We start from the raw sequence: 25,278 nt of genomic DNA, 5'->3' as shown, positions 1-25,278 counted from the left end.
TGGCCCGATGTGAGGCAAAATTTGGATGCCTCGCAGGAGGATCGGGAAAATTTCCCGTTTACAATATACAGACCAGTATATAAGATGAGGCAAGAACTCCCTTTACAACGATTTTTAAGGACGCAGAATGACTCCCGGATTGGACACGCAGCTCGCCGATTGGCGCGACAAAGCCCTCAAGCTTGAAAACAGCGTCAAGCACGTCATTGTTGGGCAGGATCATGCCATCCGCCTGATGAACCTGGCGATCTTCGCACGTGGCCATGTGCTGCTGGAAGGTGGCGTGGGCGTTGGCAAAACGACCTTGCTGCAGGCGATCACCCGGGCGATTGGCGGCGCTTATGAACGGATTGAAGGCACCGTCGACCTGATGCCGAATGACCTGGTGTATCACACCTTTCTCGGGCCCGAGGGTCGGCCGCAGATCGACGAAGGCCCGCTGTTGCGTGCGGGGGAAAACCTCTCGGTATTTTTCTTCAACGAAATCAACCGGGCCCGGCCGCAAGTGCACGCGCTGATGCTGCGGGTGATGGCGGAGCGCAGCGTGCACGCCTTCAAGCGTGAATACAAGCTGCCGCATATGCTGGTGTTTGCCGACCGTAACCAGGTGGAGAAAAACGAAACCTTCGAAATTCCCTCCGCCGCGCGTGACCGCTTCATGATGGAAATCCCGATCGAGATTCCTGAAGATCGCCAGCTGCGCAAATCGCTGGTGTTTGATACCCGCTTTCAGCATACCGATCGTCTGACCGCCGAAGTGCAGGAAGACCTGCTGCATTTTGATCAGATGAATGACTTTTCTGACCTGCTGCAAAACCATATCCGCTCCAGCGAAGCCATTGAAGACTATGTGCTGGATTTGTGGGATGCCACGCGTGACCCTGCCAAGTTTGGCATACACCTTGATAGCGTGGATGTGGCCCGCCTGGTGCAGGCGGGTGCCAGCCCGCGCGGCATGGGCATGCTGCTGAAAGCTGCCCGTGTGCATGCCTGGCTGCAGGAGCGCGACAGCCTGTATCCGGAAGACATTCATGCCGTATTCCACGAGATCATCTCTCACCGCCTGGTGTTCAACCCTATGTACGAAATGCGGCGCACCGTGCTGGCACGCGAGTTGAGCTCGGCCATTCTCAGGACCGTTGAAGTCGCCGCCAAGGCCTGAGCGGATGGCACACGATCACGAAAAAGCGTTCCGCTACCGTATCCCGTGGCGCACAAAAAGCATGCACCTCGGCGACCATCGCGGCACCGAGCGTGGCCTGGGATTTGAGTACCGCGGCAACCTGCCGTTTGTCGAATATCCAGATGCCCGCCGCATGGACTTCCGGCAATCGGTGCGCGACCCTTTTGAGCAGGTTCAGGTCAAGCTGTTCAACCAGGACAACACCACACCCGTGTATGCCGTGTGCGATTTATCGAGCTCCATGCAATACGGGACCAACCCGCGCAAGCTGGATAGCGCGATTGCCATAGCCGAAAGCGTGGCTTACTCCGCCTGGCAAGCAGGCGATGTCTTCAGCCTGGTGAGCTATCACGACCAGGTGGACGAAGCCTACAGCCAGCCGCTCTCGCATCACCTGGCATCGTCGCTCGACCTGCTGGCCGAGCTGCGCCAGTTTCGCCGCATGCAAATGGGCGCGCGCGGCGCGCTGGAGGTATCGCAATATCTCAGCCAGCAGCGCGGACTGGTGTTCTGGATCTCGGATTTCCACATGCCGCTGCACTTGATTGAAGAAACCCTCAACTCGCTGTCGCGCCATCAACTGGTACCCGTTGTACTGTGGGATGAGGCCGAATTCAGCAAGCTGCCCAAATTCGGCATCGGCAATATGCTGGACCCGGAAACCGGCGCCATGCGCACCGTCTTCTTTCGAGATTATGTACGCAAGCAATTCATGGCGGCCTTCGCCGAGCGCAAAACCGCGCTGGAGCAACTGTTTCTGCAGTTCGACAGCCAACCGCTTTTTCTCTCTGAAAGCTTTACGCCGGATGTCATGACCCGGTACTTTGACCAATACGTGAGCTTATGAAAAATCGATTCCTTGTTTCCCTGCTACGCGGCCTTCTATTGGTGGCGCTGGCAACGCCCATGTGGGCAGCAGCGTCAGCACCAACCCCCATCAATGCCCGTGACATCCGCATCGAAAACCCATCCCGCAATGTCGGGCTCACTATCGGCGATGTGCTGACACGCACCGTGTCCGTGGATCTGCCACCAGGCTTTCGCATTGCCAAAAGTGCGCTGCCGCAAAAGGGCAGCCAGCAGCAAGGCATAGAGCTGGTAGACGTGAAGCTGGAGGAAAAATCTGCAGGCAAGGGCATGCATTACACGCTGACCCTGCGTTACCAGATATTTGCCCATCGCACCCAACCCAGCGTGCTGCAACTCCCTGCAGAAACCATCGCCGCGACTGGCGACAAGCAGGCAGTGACCATTCCCGTGCCCGCCTGGCGTTTCTGGCTATCGCCACTGGCCGCCAGCACCATGGCCTCAGCCAAGGCCAATGTCATGCCTGAACTGCCGCCCGCGCCTATCGCCACTCAGGAGCACAAACTGCGCCTGTATGCCTGCCTCGGTCTGCTAGCGGCGGGTGTACTTGGCTTGCTGTATATCAATGCCGAGCGCGCCTGGCTGCCGATGATGGGCGGACCATTTGCCCAGGCTTATCGCCGCCTGAAACGCCTGCCTGCCGCATCAACGCAAGCGGCCTATCTGGTGCTGCACCAGGCGTTTAACCGCACCTATGGTAGCAGCCTGTTTGCGGCAGATATCCCCGCCTTCATCGCGCAGCATCCGCGGTTTGCCCCGCTGCAGGCAGACATCGAAGCCTTCTTCCAGGCATCGGCTGCCAGCCTGTTTGCCGGGCGGCAAAGTGAGACCGAGAACAAGGTCAAGGCTGGCTTGCTCCACCTCTGCCGCCAGCTGCGCGACTGCGAGCGGAGGGCAAGATGACGTTTTTGCATCCGTGGAGCCTGCTCCTGCTGCCGCTGGCCCTGATCCCGTTCTGGCTCAAAAGCAGCCAGGGGCAGATGTATTCGTGGCTGGATATCGCACCTAAAGATACCTTGTCCGATATCGTGGACTGGACCATCAAGGCCGCGACCGCACTGCTGATTGTCTGCATCATTCTGGCCATTGCCGCCCCGCAGGGCTCAGAACGCCAGGTCGTGCGGGTAGGCAAGGGCGCCCAGACCGTGCTGGTGATTGACCGTAGCGTCAGCATGGATCACCCGTTTGCGGGTGATTCCACCAGTGGTCGCGTCGCCGAGATCAAATCTGCCGCTGCCCGCCGCCTGATTACCGGCTTTATTGATGCGCGGCCGGACGACATGATGGGCGTGGTGGCGTTCACCAACTCGGCATTGTATGGCACCAAGATCACCGCCAATCGCAAGGCCATCCATGCCGCGATTGCCGCCGCCACCAGCGCCGGCATCAACCAGACCAACATCGGCGCAGGGGTGACCGAGGCCGTGGCCCTGTTTGACCAGATTCAGAGCTCAGGCTCGCGTGCCATCATTCTGTTGTCGGATGGGGCAGGCAAACTGAGCCCACGCATCAAGAACAAAATTCGCGAGCAGGTGACGGCACGCGGCCTGAATCTCTACTGGATCGTGTTGCGCGAGCCCGACGACATCAGTATTTTTTCATCGGACCGGGTGTATGAAGAAGGCAATGAGCCACCCGCCATCGCCCTCGATCTGTTTTTCAAATCGCTGAAAATCAAATACAAGGCGTATGAGGCACACAACCCCACCACCTTGCAGTCGGCGATTCAGGACATTGATGCCCGCGAGAAAAACATCATCCAGTACTCGGTCACCATTGCGGGCCGCGATTACTCCCGCATTTTTATTCTGGTAGCACTGGTCCTGGGACTGGCGCTGCTCATCACCCAACACTTGAGGGTTCCTGCATGGCAATCGGCTTGAAAACTAAAAACGCACTGCTGTCCGTCCTGGTGCTGACAGGCGTGATCGGCAGTGCCTATGAAGCAACGCAGCTATGGCAGATTGAGCGCTTCAATACGGCACTGAAGCACAACGCCACCCTGCCTCTTGATCAATATCCGCTGACCGAAAAGTTTGCTGCCGCCCATCGGCAAGGCAACTCAGGCGAATACAAGCATGCCATCCAGACCTATGGACAATTGCTGGAAATGGCGCCGGATAACGAGATGCAAGCCAGAGTGCATTACAACGTCGGCAACAACCTGCTGCGGTTTGGCTTGAGCCGCCGTGTAAACGACGATGGCAGCCTGATCGAAGATGCGCGCTATGCCTTGATGCAGGCACGCGCCTCCTATGAGCAAGCCTTGCGACTCAATCCCGCATTGCTGCCGGCGCGTTTCAACCTCGACCTCTTGCTGTCCATTCTGCCAGCCAGGATGCAACAGTCAGAAAAAGAGCAATCCGGCGTACAACTCAGCAACCTGCCGATAGGCTTGCCATGATGCGCCTGATCCATGCCCTGAAAGCCAACTATGCCACCGTGCTGTATGTGCTGGCACTGGCCCTCATGCTGCTCGCCCTGTTCAAGCCGCAAATTCAGCTCAAGCAGGATGTACATAACTATCTGCTGATTGCTGATGTGTCGCAGAGCATGAACGCGGAAGACGCCATGCTGGCTGGCAAGCCGGTAAGCCGCATGGTCTATACCCGCCATCTGATGAAGCGCATTGTGGAAACATCGCCCTGCGGCACGTATTTCAGTGTGGGCGTATTTGCGGCCGAGAACGTAGGCCTGCTCTTCATGCCGCTGGAAGTTTGCGCCAACTACGACATCATTACCGACACCATCAACCATCTGGACTGGCGCATGGCCTGGCGGGGCAACAGCCGCCTCAGCTTTGGCGTGAAGTCGGGCGAGACCGTGCTGGACTCATTGAATGCGCCTGCGCAGCTGGTGTTCTTTACCGATGGTGACGAAGCCCCCAAGGTCAATGCCATCAACAAGCTGGACCTGGGCGCGATGGATGGCAGCCACTGGCTATTTGTCGGCGTGGGCGGACATGAGCCGGTGCCTATTCCCCGATTCAATAGCGAGAACAAATGGGTGGGATTCTGGCCGTCAGATGCCAAGGAATTCTCCGCCGGTGCGGTGGGCGTTACCTATAACGACACTTCCAAGGACGAACCCGATCCTATCGTGGCCTATGCCGAGTTTGACCGCTACCTCTCCCAGTTGGAAGACGGCTATCTCAAGGAACTGGCAAGCGAGATCAAGGCGAAATACATCGAAGGCAAAGATGAAGCCGGGTTTTATGACTATATCCAGCAGCAGAAACCGGCCGCTGTATTTGTCACCGATTACAACATCCGCTGGCTGTATCTGGGCCTCGCCTTGGTGCTGATTCTGGGCGTGTATACGCCAGCCCTGATGAAGACCTGGCTGCGCTATCGGCAAAGGCCAGGCCGTCCGGTTTCCTCACGATAGCTCAGGGGGCCGCCTTTGCCAGCGACCCGATCTGCTCAACCTGCGGCAAGCCCTAGAACCCTTCCAGCACAATCTTGCCGCGCGCCTGCCCGGACTCTAGTAGCGCATGCGCGCGCCGCAGGTTTTCTGCCGTAATACGGCCGAAATTCTCCGCCACCGTCGTGCGCAGCACCCCGTTATCCACCAGGGATGCCACTTCACTCAGGATGTGATGCTGTGCCTGCATATCCGGGGTGGCAAACAGGGCACGGGTAAACATCAGCTCCCAGTGCAGCGAAACGCTCTTGCGCTTGAGCTTGATCACATCCAGCGGCGTGGCCGGATCATCAATCAGCCCAAACTTGCCCTGCGGCGCGATCACTTCTGCAATCTGATCAAAGTAAGACTCGGTATGGGTAAGGCTCACCACATAATCCGGCGCAGGCAGGCCGATCTCCGCCAGTTGGGGAGCAAGCGGGGCATGATGGTCAATCACATGATGCGCGCCCAGCTGGCGTATCCAGGCCTGGCTTTCGGGGCGCGAAGCGGTCGCTATCACCGTCAGACCGGTCAAGCGGCGTGCCAGCTGCACCAGGATAGAACCAACGCCGCCTGCTGCGCCTATGACCAATAGCGATTTGCCATAGCCCTCGCCGCCACGCTCGATTTGCAAGCGATCAAACAGCAGCTCCCACGCCGTGATACTGGTCAGTGGCAGGGATGCCGCGGCGGCAAAATCCAGCGTCGCTGGCATGGAACCTACTATGCGCTCATCCACCAGTTGCAGCTCACTATTGCTGCCAGCCCGGTTAATCGCCCCGGCATACCAGACCGTGTCTCCAGGTTTGAACATACTCACCTGCGGCCCCACGGCGCGCACCACACCGGCCGCATCCCATCCCAGCACTTTCCATTCGCCCGCAGGTGGCTGCTGGCCGCGACGTATCTTGGTGTCTACAGGATTCACGGCAATCGCCTTTACCTCGACCAGCAGATCGCGCCCGCTGGCAATGGGATCCGCCAGCGTTACGTCGACGAGCGACTCGGCCTGGCTGATGGGCAGCGAATGTTGATATGCAATGGCTTTCATGGTGGCTCTCTCTCATAAAAATGAATATGGCGCCAGTTTCATTGATTTGATCCAATTGATAAACTAGCCATGAATTGTTTGAACTTCAATATTATTTTGAAAATAAAAAATCTGGCAGACCTCGAGCTTTTCATCACCACGGCCCAGTATGGAAGCCTGTCTGCCGCTGCACGCAGCCTGGAGATTTCCCCGGCCGTGGCCAGTGCCGCACTCAAACGGCTGGAGAGCGAGCTGGGGGTATTACTGTTCGTACGCACCACGCGCAGCCTGCGACTGACGGCAGAAGGCGAGCGCTTGCTCGCGCGCAGTCAGCCCCTGATCAATGAGCTGCGCGACTTGGCCGATGAACTGGTCGCCGGGCATAGCCTGATACGCGGTGAGCTCAGCCTGTCCTTGCCTTCTGATCTAGGGCGCAATGTCATACTGCCCTGGCTGGATGAATTTCAGCAGCAGCATCCAGACCTCCACTTGCGTGTGCAATTGTCAGACCGCATTGCCGATGTCATGCGCGAGCCGGTGGATGTCGCCATTCGCTACGGGCAGCCGCCTGATTCCAGCCAGGTGGCCTTGCCGCTGGTCACCGACAATCGGCGCGTGCTCTGCGCTGCGCCGCACTATCTGGCAACGCATGGTACGCCCAACAGCCCTGGCGAGCTGAGCCAGCACAACTGCCTGTGCTTTCGGGTGGGCGATGCCCTTTACAATCGCTGGCGCTTCACCCGCGATGGCGAAGTACTGGACATCGATGTCCACGGCAATCGCTCGGCGGATGACGCAGATGCCGTACGGCACTGGACAGTCTCCGGCTATGGCATCTGCTACCGCTCATGGCTGGATGTGGGCCGCGATGTCACCGCCGGGCGACTCACCGTCATCTGCCCGCAATGGCAAGGAGAGTCCTTGCCGCTGAACCTGATTTGCCCCGATCGGCGCCAGCTATCACCCACCATACGCTTGTTGCGTGAACATTTGCAGCATCGCTTTGAGGCCTATGTCCTCCAGGTAAACGCATATCTTTATCGCTAAGCATCCTTCACGCGCGCCTCTTTACCCACCGTCATTTCGCGCAATTCTGCGTGGCTTTACTGGCGTTTCTGACATTTTCTGCAGACCAGAGAACGTCGCCAGGCAGCCGCACTCATCGACTAAGCCATTCAATACAGATAGTTAACGAAGGTTATCCCAGGCATTGCTGTCGGGCCCTTAACTTGCAAATGCATCATGTTAGGAATTTGTAAGCTTGCGTCTTTACCATCACGCAACTCCTTTACGCATTTGTTTAATGTTGACCGGGTGTATGCACAATCGTCGTTTTTCTTCCACGCATCTACTCATGATGCTGCTCGTGGCAGGCCTGCTGATCAAACTGATCAGCCTGGGCCTGTTTCCCTTGTTTGACTCCACGGAATCGCGCTACGCCGAAATCGGCCGCAAGATGTTTGAGCTGAATGACTGGATCACCCCCTGGTATGACTACGGGGTTCCATTCTGGGCCAAGCCGCCGCTTGCCTTCTGGCTGACTGCCGGCAGCTATCATCTATTTGGGGTGAACGCCTTTGCCGCTCGCGTACCGCATTTTCTGCTGGGTGTGGCGATCCTCTGGGTGATCTGGGGCTGGCTTGGCCCGCGCCGGCCCGCAGAGCGTTTGTATGCCTGCGTGATACTCAGTGTCTCGGTGCTGTTCTTCATCTCCATGGGCGCCGTCATGACCGACATGGCGCTGGCGCTAAGCTGTATCCTGATGATGCGCGGCTTCTGGCAAGGCATGCATGGCCCGGAACAAAGCCGGGCAAAAGAGCGCTGGCTACTCTTCATAGGCGCGGGCATAGGTCTGCTGGCAAAAGGACCTATCGCCTGTATTTTGACCGGTGTGCCTATTGTGCTGTGGTGTCTGCTGGCAGGACGGTTGCAGGAAGCTCTGCGTAGCTTCCCCTGGGTGCGCGGCACCTTGCTGGCACTCGCCATGTCGCTGCCCTGGTATATCGCCGCCGAGCTGAAAACCCCAGGATTTATCGATTATTTCATTGTGGGTGAGCACTGGCATCGCTTTCTCACACCGCACTGGCAGGGTGACCGCTACGGCCATGCCCACGCCTTTCCACACGGGGCCATCTGGATTTTTATACTGATCGGCACCCTGCCATGGTCGTTGCTGCTGCCGCTCTTTATAGGTTGGAAAAAACCGCTGGCGCTGCGCGATATCCACAACAAAGCCCGCCTGCGGCAATGGTATTTTCTGATCTGGGGTTTGAGCCCGGGGATTTTCTTCACGGCGGCCGCCAACATCATCTGGACCTATGCCCTGCCTGGCCTGGCAGGACTTGCCATGCTGGCGGCCAGCTGGCTTGCGCGGCGCGGACCAGCTCGGCGCGTGGTACGCATACTGGCAGCGGGCATGCTGATCGTGGTACTGGGCTGGTCAGCCTATCTGGCAACTGAATATCGCGAGGGCTGGGGCAGCTTCAGCACCACACGTGATCTGGTGTGGCAATATCAGAAGAAAAAACAGCCCGGCGAACCGCTGGTTGGCTACCCTTTCCTGGATTATTCCACCGAGTTTTATACCCAAGGTAAAGCCATCAAGGCGGCTACCGAGCCTGAGCTTGAGGCGGCCATGCAACGTGGCCATGCCTATGTTGCCATGCACAAAACACCGTATAAAAACTTGCCAGACAGATTCAAGCAGCGCCTGCATGTGGTCGCCACGCATGGGGATTATTTGCTGCTCAAGAATTAAGCAGCATGACCGCTCGCAGAGCTGGTCGGTCTCAGCCTGCAGCGGCTTCGGCCAGCTGCGTCGTTGATAGACTGCTTGCCAGCCAGGCGACAAAGTCCTGCTGCGGCAATGGGCGCGAGATGAAATAGCCCTGGCCCAGATCGCAGCCTAGCGCGGCGAGCAGGTGCAATTGCTGCTCCGTTTCTATGCCTTCGGCGATTACCTGGTAACCCAACTCATGCGCCATGGTGATAATGGCCTTGCACAGTGCCTGGTTCTTGCTCGAGGTGGTGAGGTTGATAATGAAGGAACGATCAATCTTGAGGTAATCGATTTCATACGAGCTCAAATATGAGAGGGAGGAATAGCCAGTCCCAAAATCATCCAGCGAAATGCTCATGCCGGTATCGCGGATTTTCTTGATGCGCGCGTTGACCTCCTGACTTTGCTGCAGGAGCAGGCCTTCGGTAATTTCCACCGAGATCGCCTTGCCAGGCAGGTCCAGATTTGTCAGGAATGCAGCCCAATCCAGCTTGCCCACCGTGAGGAACTGGATAGGCGATTTGTTGACGCTGATCTGGAAATCCGGCGCATAACTTCCACGCAAAGCCTTGGCGAACATGGCCGCCTCTTTAAACACCCAATCGCCTATCGCATTGATCAGGCCGGTAGATTCCGCCAGTGGAATAAATTCCGCCGGGCTGACATAGCCGCGCTCAGGATGTTTCCAGCGCACCAGCGCCTCGGCCTTGACGGTCTCGCGTGTATCCAGCCTGAAAATGGGCTGGTAAAACACCTCGAATGCCTGCTCTTCAACGGCAAAACGCAGCTCGGTCGTCAGTTTGGAACGTTTGAGCGCCTCCTCTTCCAGCTCGTGGGAGTAAAACGCATATTGTCCGCGCGCCGTGCTCTTGGCGAGATATAGCGCCTGATCGGCATATTTCATCAATACATTGGGCGAGAGCGTGTGCTGCGGATACAAGGCAATGCCGATACTGGCGGCACAAAACACCACCTCAGACAGCAGCTCGTAACTCTGGCCAAGCACCCGCAGCACATTGGTCGCCGTATTCTCAAGCTCAGCGAGGCTGGCCGCCGTGGTGACGATAATGAATTCATCGCCCCCCTCACGCGCCACGATATCCGCTGGCAACACCGCGGCCTGAATGCGGCTCGCCGCCTCCATCAGCAGCATATCGCCATAGATATGGCCCAGGGCGTCGTTCACATCCTTGAAGTTATCAAGATCCACAATCATCAGCGCGACCATGTTGTTGGCGCCATGATCGCCATGGATGCGCTCGCTCAGCAGCTGATTCAGGAGGTGTTTGTTCGGCAGGCCGGTCAGCGCATCAAAATTGGCTTGCTGCCAGATCAGGCGCTCGCTTTGTTTGCGAGCCGTGATGTCGGTGTTGGTGCCTATCATGCGGCGGGGACCTTCGTGGTCCTTGCCTGCCATGATCATGCCTTTGGAGAGTATCCAGCACCACTCATTGGTCTTGGTCAGCAAGCGGTATTCGCAGATCAGGCTTTGCGCTTCGCCTGATTTCACGGCATCAATCAGGGTCTTAAAATGCGCAAGGTCAGCCGGATGCACGCGCGACAACCAATCCTGGCAATCGTCGCCGATGTCCTGCTCGTCGTAACCCAGCATGGTTTTCCACTGCGTGCTGAAGGTCACCCGGTTACTGCCCAGATCCCAATCCCACACGCCATGACCCGCACCATCCAGCGCAAATTTCCAGCGCGCATTGCTCGCCGCCAGCGCCTGATTCTGCAACGCCATGCTCAACCAGCGGGCGGCAGTATCCGCCATAGCACGCAGGCTGGTTTGCTGGTGCAGGGCCAGTTGTCTGGGTTCGGGATGCAACAGGAACAGCCAGCCCAGGCAGGCGTGGTTTGCATCCCGCAAGTGGCAGGCGGCAAAAAACCGGATAGAGGGGTTTGCCTGCGCAGCAAATACCGGCTCAAACGCCGGGTTAAGCTGTGTATCTTCCACCAGCATATGGTCAGGCAGCTGCTGGGCCAGCTGACAAAAAAGCGAAGCCTGCTCGCGCAAGTGCGCGCTGACATTCGCGGGCGCATGCACCACCACATGCCCCTGCCCAGTCACCAGCACAGCCGCCATCATCTCAAACTGAAGGCAAAGCGCGGTCAACAGGCTGTCTATGCCTTGCTCCAGCGGCGCTTGTGCTTCAATCTCGTTAGTGGGCAGTGTCATGCTGATGCTTCTTCATTCCTGTCAAAAGTTAACGATGCATGGCTCCATAGTTCTGGATTTCGGCGGCAATCGCATCCAGCGCGATGCTTTTGTTGACCCCGCCCAGCTTCACGGCTTCCTTGGGCATGCCATACACCACACAGCTGCGCTCATCCTGGGCTACGGTCGTCGCCCCCACCTCATGCATTTCTTTCATGCCCTGGGCGCCATCATCTCCCATGCCAGTCATGATGATGCCGAGAGCGTTTTTACCGGCAGACTGCGCCACCGAACGGAACAGCACATTGACCGAGGGTTTATGACGACTAACGGGCGGCCCATCAATTACGTCGACAAAATACTGTGCGCCACTGCGTTTCAGCACCATATGCTTGCCGCCTGGAGCGATCAGCGCACGGCCCATCACCACGCGGTCACCTTTGGCCGCTTCTTTTACTTCAATGGCACAGAGCTGGTTAAGGCGGGCGGCAAACGCCGCCGTAAAGTTTTCCGGCATATGCTGCACAATCACAATACCCGGACATACCCGGGGCAGCGCCGTCAGCACGCGCTCCAGCGCTTGAGTACCTCCGGTGGAGGTGCCAATGGCGACAATCTTTTCGGTCGTCTGCGCCATGGCAGCGGGCTTGGGCGCCAGCACCGCATCCGCCGTCAGTTTGGCCGGTGTTTTTAGCACTGGCTGAGGGTCATGATGCAGAATCTTGCGCACATTGGCCTTGGCCGCAGCCTTGATATGCTGCACCAGATCATCCGCCGACTCGGTCATAAAGGATTTCAAGCCGGCCTTGGGTTTGGTAATAATGCTGACCGCCCCTGCTGCCAGGGCTTCCATGGTAGTCTCAGCTCCTTTTTCGGTCAGCGTCGAACAGATAATGACCGGTGTGGGGCGCTGCGCCATGATTTTTTTCAGGAAAGTAATGCCATCCATGCGCGGCATTTCCACATCCAGAATGATCACATCCGGCCATTCCTTCTGCATTTTCTCAATGGCAAAAATGGGGTCGGAAGCCGCCCCGATAATCTCCACCTCTTTTGAAGCTTCAAGATAGCTCGTCAGCACTTGCCGCACGACGGCCGAATCATCCACGATCATGACTTTTATTTTATTCATTATTGAATCCCGTTTAAGGATGTACCCCTACATTTTCACGTGCCGCATCCAGACATGGCCGCTCCACACGTCGAACGAAATATTGCGATGACCCGAGCCACCCAGGTGACTGGCCTTGCAACGAAACCCATGCTTTTTAAGAATGCTCTCCACCGCCTGTATGTTTTTGCAGCCTATGGTCTTGCTGAATTCCTTGGCGGTTTTCGGGAACATATTGCCGCCGCCAAAAATCTTGACGTGGTAGTTCTTGTCGAACGCCTTGAATTTCTTCATTTCCTCGAACATCATCGCGATCGCATCATCCGCATACCGCCCATCCAGTTTATGCACTGAAGGTATATCCAGCTTGGGTGGCATCATGATATGCGTCATGCCCCCCAACAGCTTTTCCGGGTGCCAGAACACCACCGAGACGCAGGAACCCAGCACCGTGCGAATGCGCGTGTGGCGATCACCAAAATACAATTCGCCTGGCTGCAAAAAAATATCAATGACGAAAGGTGGCTTTTCCGGCTTTACCACCATCGTTATAACGGCCTTTGATAAATCGAAGGTTGCACAATCTGAAACTTTTCACTGATGCCATTCAAGCTTTCCGAATGGCTGATAAACAGGTAGCCGCCTGGCTTCAGCAGGCTGTACATGCGGTCCAGCAAGGCCCGCTTGGTATCGTTATCAAAATAAATCATCACATTGCGCAGAAAAATCATGTCGAGCTCCCCCAGCTTGGGCAGCGGATGCATCAGGTTGATATGCTGAAAACGCATCTGGCGCCGTAATTCCTTCGAAATCAGCACCACGCCATCCTGACTGCCTGTCCCTTTCAGACAATATTTCACCAGGTAGTTTCGCGGAATATCCTCAATCACATCCTGCGGATAGCGGCCACGGGTCGCCGTTTCCAGCACGCGCGTGCTGACGTCGGAGGCAATGATCTCCCAAAGCTTGCTCTGCAGATGCTCGGCCAGCACCATGGCCAGCGTGTAGGGCTCCTCGCCACTGGAGCAGGCTGCGCTCCACACGCGGAATATCTTGGTTTTATTGTGCTTGGGCAGCACCTTGTCCCGGATAAAATCAAAGTGCTTGGGCTCGCGGAAAAAGTAAGTCTCGTTGGTGGTCAGAAAATCCACCACCACCTGCTGCTCCGCCTCATTGCCTTTTTGGTGGATGAACTCGTAGTACTGCTTGAACGTATTGAAGTTGTAATACTTGAGACGTTTCGCCAGGCGACCGCTCACCAGCGACTGCTTGTTATCGCTAAGACTGATGCCCACTTGCCCGTAAATAAACTTCTTGAAAAGCTGAAATTCAGGCTGCGTAATGGAGCGTATATCCATCCTAACCTCCATTGGATCGATGCGGGCCAGGCATCAGCATCATGCCCGGCCTGCCATCGAAGATTTTTAATTCAAAACCAGCTCCGCCATCTCATCGGCAGATAACACCTGGTTCACATTCAGGATAATCACAAACTTATCATTCACCTTGCCCATGCCATCAATAAAGTCCGTCCGAACTTGCGTCCCGAACGAGGGCACAGGCTCAATCTGGCCGTTGGCAATTTCCAGCACTTCATTCACGGCATCCACCAGCACGCCGATCACCTGCTGTGCCCCGGCGCGATCCACCTCCAGAATCACAATGCAGGTCCTGCGCGAGATTGCCGCTTCCTCCCGGTCAAAGCGCGCGGCGAGATCAATCACCGGCACCGCCGCTCCGCGCAGGTTGATCACCCCACGGATAAACGATGGCATCTGTGGCACGCTGGTGAGATTGCCATACTCAATGATCTCTTTGATTCGGAGTATGTTGATGGCAAAAATCTCGGCCCCCAGCATGAAGGTCAGGTACTGCCTGTCATCGTTGTTATCGCTCAGCGGCTGCAGCTGCTGGCCCCGGCTAGCCCGGACCAGGCCAGGCGCGCGAACTGTTTCATGCGTCATTGTCTGCGTCATCATGGCCCCTTAGAACTTCACAAACTCGGCATCCTCGGTTTCATCAAATGAAAAGGAGGTTTCGGCGTTTGCCGATTTTTTAACGAGTTGAGGCTTGGCATGTCGCTTGGCAGCCGTCCGGATGCCGCTATCGGATTGGCCTATATTGAAAAAGCCGATGAGCTCCTGCATCTGCTCGGCCTGCCCGCTCATTTCCTCGGCAGTGGCAGCCAGTTCTTCGCTGCCGCTGGCGTTCTGCTGGGTGATCTGGCTCATCTGGTTCATTGCCACATTGATCTGCGCCGCCCCCGTACTTTGCTCCTCGCTGGCAGCCGTAATCTCCTGCACCAGATCGCTGGTCTTGTTGATGTTGGGCACCATTTCTTCGAGCAGCTTGCCCGCTTTTTCGGCCGTCCCGACGCTGTTCTCAGCCAGTTCGCCGATTTCCTGCGCGGCCACCTGGCTGCGCTCTGCCAGCTTGCGCACCTCAGCGGCCACCACGGCAAAACCCTTGCCATGTTCGCCAGCACGCGCTGCTTCAATCGCCGCATTCAGCGCCAGCAGATTGGTCTGATAGGCAATGTCATCAATGATGCTGATCTTGTTGGCAATGCTCTTCATCGCTGCCACGGTCTGCACCACTGCCGCGCCGCCTTCATTGGCGTCCGCCGTCGCCTTGGCCGAGATGCTCTCGGTCACCTTGGCATTTTCAGCGTTCTGATTAATCGAAGCACTCATCTGCTCAATCGACGCACTGGTTTCTTCCACGCTGGCGGCCTGCTCATTGGTCGCCTGTGACAGGCTCTGCGCTGTCGAGCTCACCTGATCCGCTGCACTGGCAATGCCATCTGCCGAATTGCGCACCTCAGCCACCACTTGCGAGATCTTTTCGATGGTGTTGTTGACCGTTTGCTTGAAGTCTTCCAGCTGGCCTTTGTACTGGCCTTTTACCTTGACGGTCAAATCTCCCTGTTCCATCGCCTGCAACACAGACACCGCCTCGTTGACCGGCAGAATGATGTTGTCCAGCGTGGTATTGATGCCTTGCACGATGGTGTTGTATTCGCCCTTGTGCTTGGAAGCATCGGCACGATAATCCAGCTGGCCCTCGGCAGCAGCCCCGATCAGCTCGCGCGTATCGGCAGACACGGCTTTCAGGTTTCGGCGCACTTGCTCAATAGTGTCGTTGATAAAGGCTTTCTTGCCAGGCAACTGTTCCATGGGTGCTTCAAAGTTACCTTCGCCAAACTCCTTGATAACCGCCATGGCTTTTTTCTTCACGGCAATATGGCCCGCCACCATGGAGTTGACCCCGGTAGCCATGGTTTTGAAGTCGCCCTGCAGCTTGTCGACATTCATCATGACATCAATGTCGCCTGCATCATGCTCTTGCGACATATGATTCATGTCGGCAATAAAGCCTTTCAGATTGCCGCGCATTTTTTCAATGGTGTCGTTGATGAAGGCTTTCTTGCCGGGAAGCTGTTCTAGGTAAGCATCAAAGTTACCTTCACCAAAAGCCTGCACGACTGCCATGGCTTTTTTCTTCACGGCAATATGGCCCGCCACCATGCTGTTGACACCCGCCGCCATCACCCTGAAATCGCCGTGAAATTTGTCTGTACTCATCATGATGTCGATATCACCGGTATCGTGCTCGTGAGACATATGGCTCATGTCCGCGATAAAGCCTTTCAAATTCCCACGCATCTTTTCGATGGTTTCATTGATAAAGGCTTTTTTGCCTGGCAGCTGCTCCAGCGGCGCATCAAAATTGCCCTCAGCGAAGGCCTTGATCACGGCCATGGCTTTTTTCTTCACCGCAATATGTCCGCCGACCATGGTGTTGACGCCAGCGGCCATGGTGCGGAAATCGCCCTGGAATTTTTCCGTGTTCATCATGACGTCGATATCACCAGCGTCGTGCTCTTTCGACATGTGACTCATGTCGGCAATAAAGCCTTTCAGGTTGCTGCGCATCTTTTCGATGGTCTCATTGATAAAGGCTTTCTTGCCTGGCAGCTGTTCCATCGGCGCATCAAAATTGCCTTCACCGAAGGCCTTGACCACGGCCATGGCCTTTTTCTTCACCGCAATATGTCCACCGACCATGGTATTGACCCCGGCCGCCATGATCCTGAAATCGCCCTGGAAGCGATCGGTATTCATCATGACATCGATATCACCCGCATCGTGCTCCTTGGACATGTGGTTCATGTCCTGCACAAAAGAGGCGAGATCCTTTTTCTGCTGGTCCAGACTGACCTGCAATCGCTTCAGGCTTTCCATGACCGGACTCAGTGCATCACGCTCCGCGTCATGAATCTGTATCACGGTGTTGCCCTGTTGCAATTGATTCAGTGCATGTACCACTTCATCAATGCGCTCTTGTTTGACTCTTATGCCTAGAAAACCCATGATCAATACCTCGAATTAGAAAATCACTGCAAAATCCACTCCATAAGTTAGTTGCGCGGTATCTGCTAACGCTCATGCCGACGCATGCCACCCCACACTGCCATTACAATTGAAAAACCACACTACACCTGCACCAGCTCCGCCATTTCATCCACGGACAAGACCTGGTTTACATTGAGGATGATCACAAACTTCTGATCAACCTTGCCCATGCCATTGATGAAGTCGGTGCGTATCTTGGCCCCGAACGACGGCACTGGCTCAATCTGATCGCTGGCTATTTCCAGCACTTCATTCACGGCATCCACCATCACGCCGATGACCTGATGCACCTCTTCGTGCTCCACTTCAATAATCACGATGCAGGTTTTGCGTGACAGCTTGGCCTCGCCTTTTTCAAAGCGCGCGGCCAGATCAATCACCGGCACCACGGCCCCCCGCAGGTTGATCACCCCGCGGATAAACGAGGGCATTTTGGGCACCACGGTCAGATTGCCGTACTCGATAATCTCCTTGATGCGCAGGATATTGATGGCGAATATCTCTGCCCCCAGCATGAACGTCAGGTACTGCTGATCGTCATCTTGCCCATCCAGCAATGCGCCGCGCGGCACCACGCTACGGCCTTGCGCCACTTCATTGACCATCGCATTCATGATGGCCCCTTAGAACTTCACAAATTCAGCGTCGTCGGCATCCTCTAAACTCGATGTCACAGCCTCAGAGGGCGGGGTGTAAGCCGCTGTTTTGGGCTTGGCCGCTTTCTTGGTGTTGACGCGCTTGGATGAGGAGTCACTGTTCGAGATGCTGAAAAAGCCGATGAGCTCCTGCAGTTGCTCGGCCTGACCGCTCATTTCCTCGGCAGTGGCAGCCAGTTCTTCGCTGCCGCTGGCGTTCTGCTGCGTGATCTGACTCATCTGGTTCATGGCGACATTGATCTGCGATGCACCGCTGCTTTGCTCCTGGCTGGCGGCGGTAATTTCCTGCACGAGATCACTGGTTTTGTTGATGTTGGGCACCATTTCTTCCAGCAGCTTGCCGGCTTTTTCTGCGGTACCGACGCTACTTTCAGCCAGCTCGCCAATTTCCTGCGCCGCTACCTGGCTGCGCTCGGCCAGCTTGCGCACTTCGGCGGCCACCACGGCAAAGCCCTTGCCATGTTCGCCAGCACGGGCGGCTTCAATAGCAGCGTTCAATGCCAGCAGATTGGTCTGGTAGGCAATGTCATCGATGATGCTGATCTTGTTGGCAATGCTCTTCATGGCAGCGACTGTCTGCAATACAGCAGCGCCACCTTCATTGGCATCTGCGGCCGCTTTGGCCGAGATGCCTTCGGTCACCTTGGCGTTTTCGGTGTTCTGGTTGATGGAAGCGCTCATCTGCTCAACCGATGCACTGGTTTCTTCCACACTCGCTGCTTGCTCGTTGGTGGCTTGCGACAGGCTCTGCGCCGTGGAGCTCACCTGCTCGGAAGCGCTGGCGATGCCGTCCGCCGAATTGCGCACTTCTGCCACCACCTGCGAGATTTTTTCGATGGTGTTGTTGACCGTTTGCTTGAAGTCTTCCAGCTGACCTTTGTAATGGCCATCCACGGTCTTGGTCAGGTCACCTTTTTCCATGGCCTGCAGTACCGAAATCGCCTCGTTCAAAGGCACAATGATATTGTCCAGCGTGGTGTTGATGCCTTGTACGATGGTGTGGTACTCGCCCTTGTGCTTGGAAGCATCGGCACGATAATCCAGCTTGCCCTCGGCAGCAGCGCCAATCAGCTGACGGGTATCGGCAGACACGGCTTTCAGATTGCGGCGCACCTGCTCGATGGTCTGGTTGATAAACACCTTTTTGCCGGGCAATTGCTCCATAGGCGCTTCAAAGTTACCCTCGCCAAATTCCTTGAATACCGCCATGGCCTTCTTGTTCATGGCAATGTGGCCGCCCACCATGGCATTCACGCCACTCGCCATGGTCCTGAAATCGCCCTGGAATTTATCCGCTCCCATCGTCACGTCAATATCACCGGCATCGTGCTCATGCGACATGTGATTCATGTCGGCAATAAACCCTTTCAGGCTTTCCAGCATGGTTTTCATGGCACCCTGCAATTGGCCGATTTCATCCTGGCTGGTAATGGCAACATCACTGGAAAGATCGCCGCGGGCAATGGCTTCCGCCACGGATACGGATTTATTGAGGCCGGTGACAATGCCCTTGGTGATAATGAAGCCAATCACAATCATCAGCACCAGGATGCTGACCGCCACGATGTTGGACATGACTTTGGCACTGCTCTTGGCTGCCAGGGCTGCTTCTGCCGACTTGGTGGCAATCTCAATGTTGTATTCCATCTGGGCGATCAGGCTGGTGGAAACCTTTTCGGCGTTGGGCACATTGGCGTTCAGGGCTTCGCGCGCACCTTCCTGATTGTGCTGGCGGGAAAGCTCCACCGCTTTTTCAAGCCCGGGCAGGTAGTCGTTCAGGGCTTTGACGTTTTCTTCCAGCATGTCGCGGTCTTTATCATCGGCGATCATGCCTTCCTTTTCGTATCTCTTGAATTCCTTGAGAATATTGTCCCGCGCTTCTTTGATCTTGGTTTCGATCTCGGCCATCTTGGCATCATCGTTCATCAAGGCATGCCGATACGCTCGGGCGCGCAGGTAACCAAAATTTTCGTTGGCGCGGCTCAGCGTCACGATGCTGGGAATACTATTGGTATTGGAGACATTGGTTGCGTCAAATACGTAATCCATCCGGTTCTGGCCCAGCCACGCCAGAGTGATCAGGCCGATCAAGGCCACAATTACCAACAAACTCATTTTTTTCGCAACAGTCATTCTCATTTTCAATCTCCAACCCATAAATTTAGATTTATAAAATATGCTCAGAACATTTCTGTGTCCGCTTAAAAATTGACATTCAACACCCCTGACAAGGTATGGTTCATACGGTCATCCGTCGATGTGCGGATGTACTGGTTCAGATAGCCCCACTCGGTCTTGACGCTGGCAGACAAATCATGGGATACGCCCAGGAAAAGCCGGTTTTGATCAAAGCCACTGCGTGCGCCCCAATCGGTATGATTGGTATTGAAAAACACCTCATCCCAGACCACGACCCCCCATCTCTCGGACAAGGGATGGGTCATGCGCAGCATCTGCCGCAGCCGGTAACCGGTATCTTCAAACTGCTCCACCCGCCGCTCTTCCAGACGCAGGCGGGCAGACAACGAGGTTGAGCCGATAGGCTCGAATGCATAGAGCAACTGCTGCCACAGGCGATGCTCATCGCGTATATCGCCACTCACCAGGTAGTTGCGGATATAGCCATAACCCAACCAGGCACTGAGGTTTTTGGATACCTTGTAATTGATGGCGGGGCGCAGCAGCAGGCTATCAATGTGCTCGGCATTCTCACGAAAGCGTGGCTGGATTTCGGCATACCAGCGCCAGCCATCGGCAGGCAGCTTGCCCTGCAGGGTCAGGTTGAGCCACAAGCGATTGTCCTCATCCGTCGCAGCGGCAGCCAGGCTGGCAAAGCCCAGGCTAGCGATGAGCAACAGCGATGGCAGGACAAAGCGCGTGGACATCATGCTAGGCCTGCACCAGCTCAGCCATCTCATCCACGGACAAGACCTGGTTGACATTGAGGATGATCACAAACTTCTGGTCGACCTTGCCCATGCCATCAATGAAGTCGGTGCGTATCTTGGCCCCGAACGACGGCACTGGCTCAATCTGGTCGCTGGCGATTTCCAGTACTTCATTCACCGCATCCACCAGTACGCCTATCACTTGTTGTACGTCTTCGTGCTCCACTTCAATGATCACGATGCAGGACTTTCTGGAGATGGCGGCCTCACCACGCGCAAAGCGCGCAGCAAGGTCAATCACCGGGACCACGGCTCCACGCAGGTTGATCACCCCGCGGATAAACGAGGGCATTTTGGGCACGATGGTGAGATTGCCGTATTCGATAATCTCCTTGATGCTGAGGATATTGATGGCAAAGATCTCCGCCCCCAGCATGAACGTCAGGTACTGCTGCTGATCTTCCAGCGCCCGGCCGCCCGCCACCAGGCTCTGCCCGGTGGCTACTGCATGTTTGACTGTTTCCACCATGATGGCTCCTTAGAACTTCACAAACTCGGCGTCTTCGGCCTCATTAAAACCAGGCGAGGCCTGAGCGGCTGGTGGAGCGTAGGCGCCGCCTTTGGACTTGGGCGCTTTTTTGGGTGCGGCACGCTGGAAGGATGAACCTGTTTCCTTGATATTGAAGAAGGCGATCAGCTGTTGCAATTGCTCGGCCTGACCACTCATTTCCTCGGCGGTGGCGGCCAGCTCTTCACTGCTGCTGGCGTTCTGCTGCGTGATCTGGCTCATCTGGTTCATCGCCACATTGATCTGCGCAGCACCACTGCTTTGCTCTTGGCTGGCAGCGGTGATTTCCTGCACCAGATCACTGGTCTTGTTAATATTGGGCACCATTTCTTCCAGCAATTTGCCGGCTTTTTCGGCAGTGCCTACGCTGTTGGATGCCAGCTCGCCGATTTCCTGCGCGGCAACCTGGCTGCGCTCTGCCAGCTTGCGCACTTCGGCAGCCACCACGGCAAAGCCCTTGCCGTGCTCGCCAGCGCGGGCGGCTTCAATCGCGGCATTCAGCGCCAGCAGGTTGGTCTGGTAAGCAATGTCATCAATGATGCTGATCTTGTTGGCGATGCTCTTCATGGCTTCCACGGTTTGCACCACGGCAGCACCACCTTCGTTGGCATCGGTAGAGGCTTTAGCCGAAATTCCTTCAGTGACCTTGGCGTTTTCGGTGTTCTGGTTGATGGAAGCACTCATCTCTTCCACCGAAGCACTGGTTTGCTCCACGCTGGCGGCTTGTTCGTTGGTGGCTTGCGACAAGCTCTGAGCAGTCGAGCTCACCTGCTCGGATGCACTGGCAATGCCATCGGCTGCGCTACGCACTTCGCTGACAATACCGGAGAGTTTTTCCACCATGGCCTTCATCGCGGCCAGCATGCTGGTAGTGTCACCTGGCTTGGTTTCCACCTGCATGGAAAGATCACCGGATGCCACTCGGGTTGCGACTTCAGCAGCGTAATTTGGCTCGCCACCCAATTGCTTGAGCAGGTCCCGCGTAATCAGAACGCCGATGATGGCGACCACAATCAATACGACCACGGTAATGATCATGGAATTGAGAACTGCGGTACGCTGAATCGCCACCGCTTCGGCAGAAGCGTTATTGCCAATTTCGACGTTGTATTGTCGATCGGCATTAATCATCTCGTGGACTTTTGCGAATACGTCCTTGGAAGCAAACGTGTATTTGCGTGCTTCCTCAATTTTGTTTGCCCGTGACAAAGAGAGTAACTGCTCTCTCACCGGGTCATATTCCTTCAATGCAGAACGAATGTCTTTGATGAGCGAAGCGTCCTTGGCATCTGTGATGTTGTTTTTTTCGTACTTGTCGAGCGCCTCATCCATTTTTGCGCGATGTTCCAACACTGTCTTATCCAGCTGAGCCATGGTGGCGTCGTCAGTATTGATCACGTGCTGATAAACCGTTTCCTGCAAGTCAGAGTAGGATTTGCTCAGATCATCCAGCACGATAATACTGGGGACGGTATTGATCGTGACATAGTTGGTTTTCTCAAAAACCTGATTGATGTAGTACTGCCCGCTGAAAGCGAGAACGATAAGTCCAATAACGGCAATGGACAGTAACAGGATCATTTTTTTCGCAACTGTGAGTTTCATTTTGGTCTCCAGAGACAAGAGTTTTTAGGATTAAGTAGTCGTTGCTAAATACGTTATTCAGCTGGCATCAGAAATTTGTGCGTTTGCCGCATGTTCAGCCTCCTGCATCATGCTGGGCACATCGACAATCAGGGCAACACGGCCGTTGCCAAGAATGGTGAAGCCACCAATTCCCCTGATTTTGTTGAGTACTTTGCCAAGCGGCTTGATCACGGTCTGTAATTCCCCCATTAATTGATCTACGACTATCCCCATTTTGCGATCACCAAACTGAACCACGACCACATTCTCCCGACGAGGTGGCTCGCCAGTTATCTCAAAGTGTTTCCGCAAACGCAGGTAAGGCAGCACCTCGCCACGCAGATTGATAAAGTCGGCGTCGTTTTCCGCGTTGTGACCGGCTTGCGTTACGGGTAGCTCAATGCACTCGATCACCATATCCAGCGGCACGACGTAGGAAGAATCACCGACCTCTACCAGGAAGCCATCAATGATGGCGAGTGTGAGTGGCAAACGTATGCGCATGGTGGCGCCTTCGCCCAGCACCGACCGGATTTCGACCGTGCCACGCAAGGCTTCGATATTGCGACGCACCACATCCATGCCCACACCACGGCCGGAAAGATTGCTGACCGCATCGGCGGTTGAAAAACCGGGCTCGAATATCAGGTTGTAAATTTCATTTTCGCTAAGTATCTGGTCTGGCTTGATCAGCCCGCGCTCCACAGCCTTGGCAAAAATCTTGTCTTTGTTGAGGCCGCCACCATCGTCACTGACTTCGATGATGATATTGCCGGAGTCATGATAGGCATCGAGCTTGAGCGTGCCCACCACGGGCTTGCCGCGCGCAACACGCACATCCGCTGGCTCAATGCCATGGTCCATGGAATTACGCACCAGGTGGGTCAGAGGGTCGCCGATTTTTTCCACCACGGTTTTATCGAGCTCGGTTTCTTCACCGCTGATTTCAAGCTGGATGTCTTTGCCCAGCTCGGCCGATACATCACGCACCACGCGCTTGAACTTGCTGAAGGTGCCACCAATCGGCACCATGCGCAGCGAAAGTGCGGAGTCACGTATGGTTTCCACCAGACGCGAAATGGTGGAGGTAGATTCCAGCAGATGCGGCAAGGCTTCTTTCTGGGCGATGAGGCTGGCTCCCGAGCTGGCAATGATCAGCTCGCCCACCAGGTTGATGAGTTGATCCAGCTTGTTGGCATCCACGCGAATCAGGCTGGCTTCTGCCGTTTTCACGTCCTTGACAGCTTTTTGCTTGTCGAGGGCGGCGGCCACTACCACCGGCTGCACCACATTCTGTTCGATCAGCACTTCGCCGATCGGCTTGGCTTGATCAGGGGACTCGACCTGTCGCTGGCTGGCAAGACCATCTTCCAGCTCCTGGCGGGTGAGGGTGCCGCATTTGATCAGCAACTCGCCCAGACGCATATCGTCGGCGGGCATGCTTTGTATCAGTTCTATGTATTCGGAGATCTTGCTGCGCGGTGGCAGGATATGGATCAGGCTGCCTTCGCGCACGAAATCAAATACGCTTTCAATCTCGGCTTTGTCGGCGTTGGAACTGAAGCTGATCTCGAAACCGAGATAGCAGGTTTCAGGGTCCATGGCGTCCAGCGGCGGCAGGGTGTCGGTGAGGGTGATGATGCTGACCACTTTGCCCAGGGTGCCCAGATAGCGAATGAAGGACAGGGGGTCCATGCCATTGCGCAAGACATCCTGATTGAAGCGCAGCGAGAGGTGCCAGTTATCGGTTTCTACCGGCGTGCCGCCTTCGGATTCGTAGGGGGCTTCATGTTCCACCGGCAGGGTGGAGGCACTGGGCGGCGGGGTATCACTGAGGTAGATGGAGAGGCCGGCTTGCAGGATGGCAGAGCCTTCCAGCAGATCGTTATCCGGTTCCTTCAGCTGTTCCAGATAGCTCACCAGAAGGCCAATGTGGTCGCATACCTGCAGCATGAGGGCAACCAGTGGCGGGTCCAGCGGGATTTCGTTATTGCGTACCTTGTCCAGCACGCTTTCGGCCACGTGGACAAAAGACACGATGTGGTCGAGACCAAATAACCCGGCAGAGCCCTTGATAGTGTGAGCCGCGCGAAAAATGGCGTTGATCGCTTCTTCGCTGGCCGGGGCTTCTTCTGCCGACAACAAGGCAGCTTCCATGCTTTCAAGCAGCTCGCGACATTCAATGATGAATGTCTGCATTGCGTCATCTAAACTCATTACAACCCCCAAAAACTATCGTTATTATTCGCTTGCAGTCAGTACAACCTGATCGCCGAAAAAGCCTGCCAGGTCGGTCGCGTCCAGCACTTGCTGCACTGTCTCGCTATGGCCGGTAATGCTTAATGTGGACCCGGTTTGCTGCGATCTCAGCTTGGCCGAGACCAGCAACTGCAAACCCGATGTATCAATTTCCGTGACATTGGTAAGGTCGAGCTCCAGCGTGTGGCACTGGGTGACCGGGGGCAGGAGGGCGGCGTGATATTCGGCTGCCTCGAAAATCGTCATTTCACCTTCAATGACGACATGGCCCATGGCTCCATTAATGTTGACAGTAATCGTCATGGCATCGCTTTCGTAAGTATCGAAGCCTGA

22 protein-coding genes are annotated in these 25,278 nt (G+C 55.8%); 8 read left to right on the top strand and 14 right to left on the bottom strand.

Annotated elements, in window-relative coordinates; all coding sequences use genetic code 11:
- Positions 1-127: 127 nt before the first annotated feature.
- From FNL37_RS01025 to FNL37_RS01000, 6 genes are read left to right on the top strand one after another with little or no spacing between them, the layout of a single operon-like run.
- The gene (locus FNL37_RS01025) at positions 128-1,162 is read left to right on the top strand and encodes an AAA family ATPase (protein ID WP_159354831.1); all 1,035 of its coding nucleotides are present in this window, start codon (positions 128-130) and stop codon (positions 1,160-1,162) included.
- Between the two features lie 4 nt (positions 1,163-1,166).
- On the top strand, positions 1,167-2,030 hold the full coding sequence (locus FNL37_RS01020; RefSeq protein ID WP_159354830.1) for a DUF58 domain-containing protein: 864 nt from the start codon (positions 1,167-1,169) through the stop codon (positions 2,028-2,030).
- A complete protein-coding gene (locus FNL37_RS01015) occupies positions 2,027-2,953 on the top strand; it encodes a nonribosomal peptide synthetase MxaA (RefSeq protein ID WP_159354829.1) in 927 nt (308 codons plus the stop codon). Before FNL37_RS01020 ends, FNL37_RS01015 begins: the two co-directional genes overlap by 4 nt.
- A complete protein-coding gene (locus FNL37_RS01010) occupies positions 2,950-3,933 on the top strand; it encodes a VWA domain-containing protein (protein WP_013443397.1) in 984 nt (327 codons plus the stop codon). The genes FNL37_RS01015 and FNL37_RS01010 overlap by 4 nt, the downstream gene beginning before the upstream one ends.
- A complete protein-coding gene (locus FNL37_RS01005) occupies positions 3,930-4,454 on the top strand; it encodes a hypothetical protein (protein WP_244948165.1) in 525 nt (174 codons plus the stop codon). The genes FNL37_RS01010 and FNL37_RS01005 overlap by 4 nt, the downstream gene beginning before the upstream one ends.
- A complete protein-coding gene (locus tag FNL37_RS01000; protein WP_159354827.1) occupies positions 4,451-5,437 on the top strand; it encodes a vWA domain-containing protein in 987 nt (328 codons plus the stop codon). The genes FNL37_RS01005 and FNL37_RS01000 overlap by 4 nt, the downstream gene beginning before the upstream one ends.
- Before the next feature lie 52 nt (positions 5,438-5,489).
- Here the strand turns inward: FNL37_RS01000 and FNL37_RS00995 are convergent, their stop codons facing one another.
- On the bottom strand, positions 5,490-6,506 hold the full coding sequence (locus tag FNL37_RS00995; protein ID WP_159354826.1) for a zinc-binding alcohol dehydrogenase family protein: 1,017 nt from the start codon (positions 6,504-6,506) through the stop codon (positions 5,490-5,492).
- Between the two features lie 96 nt (positions 6,507-6,602).
- Here FNL37_RS00995 and FNL37_RS00990 point away from each other — a divergent pair, with 96 nt between their 5' ends.
- Together FNL37_RS00990 and FNL37_RS00985 are read left to right on the top strand one after the other, a co-directional pair.
- On the top strand, positions 6,603-7,532 hold the full coding sequence (locus tag FNL37_RS00990) for a LysR family transcriptional regulator (RefSeq protein ID WP_244948164.1): 930 nt from the start codon (positions 6,603-6,605) through the stop codon (positions 7,530-7,532).
- 307 nt (positions 7,533-7,839) lie between these two features.
- The gene (locus FNL37_RS00985) at positions 7,840-9,243 is read left to right on the top strand and encodes an ArnT family glycosyltransferase (RefSeq protein WP_244948163.1); all 1,404 of its coding nucleotides are present in this window, start codon (positions 7,840-7,842) and stop codon (positions 9,241-9,243) included.
- A 31-nt stretch (positions 9,244-9,274) separates the two neighbouring features.
- Here the strand turns inward: FNL37_RS00985 and FNL37_RS00980 are convergent, their stop codons facing one another.
- The 13 genes from FNL37_RS00980 to FNL37_RS00920 all read right to left on the bottom strand — a co-directional run bounded on the left by FNL37_RS00980 (position 9,275) and on the right by FNL37_RS00920 (position 25,248).
- A complete protein-coding gene (locus tag FNL37_RS00980) occupies positions 9,275-11,443 on the bottom strand; it encodes a putative bifunctional diguanylate cyclase/phosphodiesterase (RefSeq protein WP_159354823.1) in 2,169 nt (722 codons plus the stop codon).
- Positions 11,444-11,471: 28 nt separating this feature from the next.
- Entirely contained in the window at positions 11,472-12,554 is a 1,083-nt protein-coding gene (locus FNL37_RS00975; RefSeq protein ID WP_159354822.1) for a protein-glutamate methylesterase/protein-glutamine glutaminase, read from the bottom strand.
- 27 nt (positions 12,555-12,581) lie between these two features.
- Positions 12,582-13,079: a chemotaxis protein CheD gene (locus FNL37_RS00970; RefSeq protein WP_013443406.1), complete on the bottom strand. Its 498-nt coding sequence runs from the start codon at positions 13,077-13,079 to the stop codon at positions 12,582-12,584.
- Positions 13,080-13,081: 2 nt separating this feature from the next.
- Positions 13,082-13,891: a CheR family methyltransferase gene (locus FNL37_RS00965; RefSeq protein WP_159354821.1), complete on the bottom strand. Its 810-nt coding sequence runs from the start codon at positions 13,889-13,891 to the stop codon at positions 13,082-13,084.
- 66 nt (positions 13,892-13,957) lie between these two features.
- Positions 13,958-14,509: a chemotaxis protein CheW gene (locus FNL37_RS00960; protein ID WP_159356131.1), complete on the bottom strand. Its 552-nt coding sequence runs from the start codon at positions 14,507-14,509 to the stop codon at positions 13,958-13,960.
- A 9-nt stretch (positions 14,510-14,518) separates the two neighbouring features.
- Complete coding sequence (locus FNL37_RS00955) at positions 14,519-16,777, bottom strand: methyl-accepting chemotaxis protein (RefSeq protein ID WP_483403615.1); 2,259 nt, start codon at positions 16,775-16,777, stop codon at positions 14,519-14,521.
- 251 nt (positions 16,778-17,028) lie between these two features.
- A complete protein-coding gene (locus tag FNL37_RS00950; RefSeq protein WP_159354819.1) occupies positions 17,029-17,562 on the bottom strand; it encodes a chemotaxis protein CheW in 534 nt (177 codons plus the stop codon).
- Positions 17,563-17,571: 9 nt separating this feature from the next.
- Positions 17,572-19,743 carry a HAMP domain-containing methyl-accepting chemotaxis protein gene (locus FNL37_RS00945; RefSeq protein ID WP_159354818.1) on the bottom strand — a complete coding sequence of 724 codons (2,172 nt, stop codon included), beginning with the start codon at positions 19,741-19,743 and terminating at the stop codon, positions 17,572-17,574.
- A gap of 62 nt (positions 19,744-19,805) precedes the next feature.
- The gene (locus FNL37_RS00940; protein ID WP_159354817.1) at positions 19,806-20,492 is read right to left on the bottom strand and encodes a DUF2490 domain-containing protein; all 687 of its coding nucleotides are present in this window, start codon (positions 20,490-20,492) and stop codon (positions 19,806-19,808) included.
- A 1-nt stretch (position 20,493) separates the two neighbouring features.
- Positions 20,494-21,021, bottom strand: a complete 528-nt coding sequence (locus FNL37_RS00935; protein ID WP_013443413.1) for a chemotaxis protein CheW — start codon at positions 21,019-21,021, stop codon at positions 20,494-20,496.
- 9 nt (positions 21,022-21,030) lie between these two features.
- Positions 21,031-22,665 carry a methyl-accepting chemotaxis protein gene (locus FNL37_RS00930; protein WP_159354816.1) on the bottom strand — a complete coding sequence of 545 codons (1,635 nt, stop codon included), beginning with the start codon at positions 22,663-22,665 and terminating at the stop codon, positions 21,031-21,033.
- A 57-nt stretch (positions 22,666-22,722) separates the two neighbouring features.
- Entirely contained in the window at positions 22,723-24,885 is a 2,163-nt protein-coding gene (locus tag FNL37_RS00925; RefSeq protein ID WP_013443416.1) for a chemotaxis protein CheA, read from the bottom strand.
- 42 nt (positions 24,886-24,927) lie between these two features.
- Complete coding sequence (locus tag FNL37_RS00920) at positions 24,928-25,248, bottom strand: STAS domain-containing protein (protein WP_015831167.1); 321 nt, start codon at positions 25,246-25,248, stop codon at positions 24,928-24,930.
- Between the last annotated feature and the right edge of the window lie 30 nt (positions 25,249-25,278).

It is taken from the genome of Methylovorus glucosotrophus, assembly GCF_009858335.1.
GTDB lineage: Bacteria > Pseudomonadota > Gammaproteobacteria > Burkholderiales > Methylophilaceae > Methylovorus > Methylovorus glucosotrophus.
This window is presented reverse-complemented; position numbering and strand designations above follow the sequence as displayed.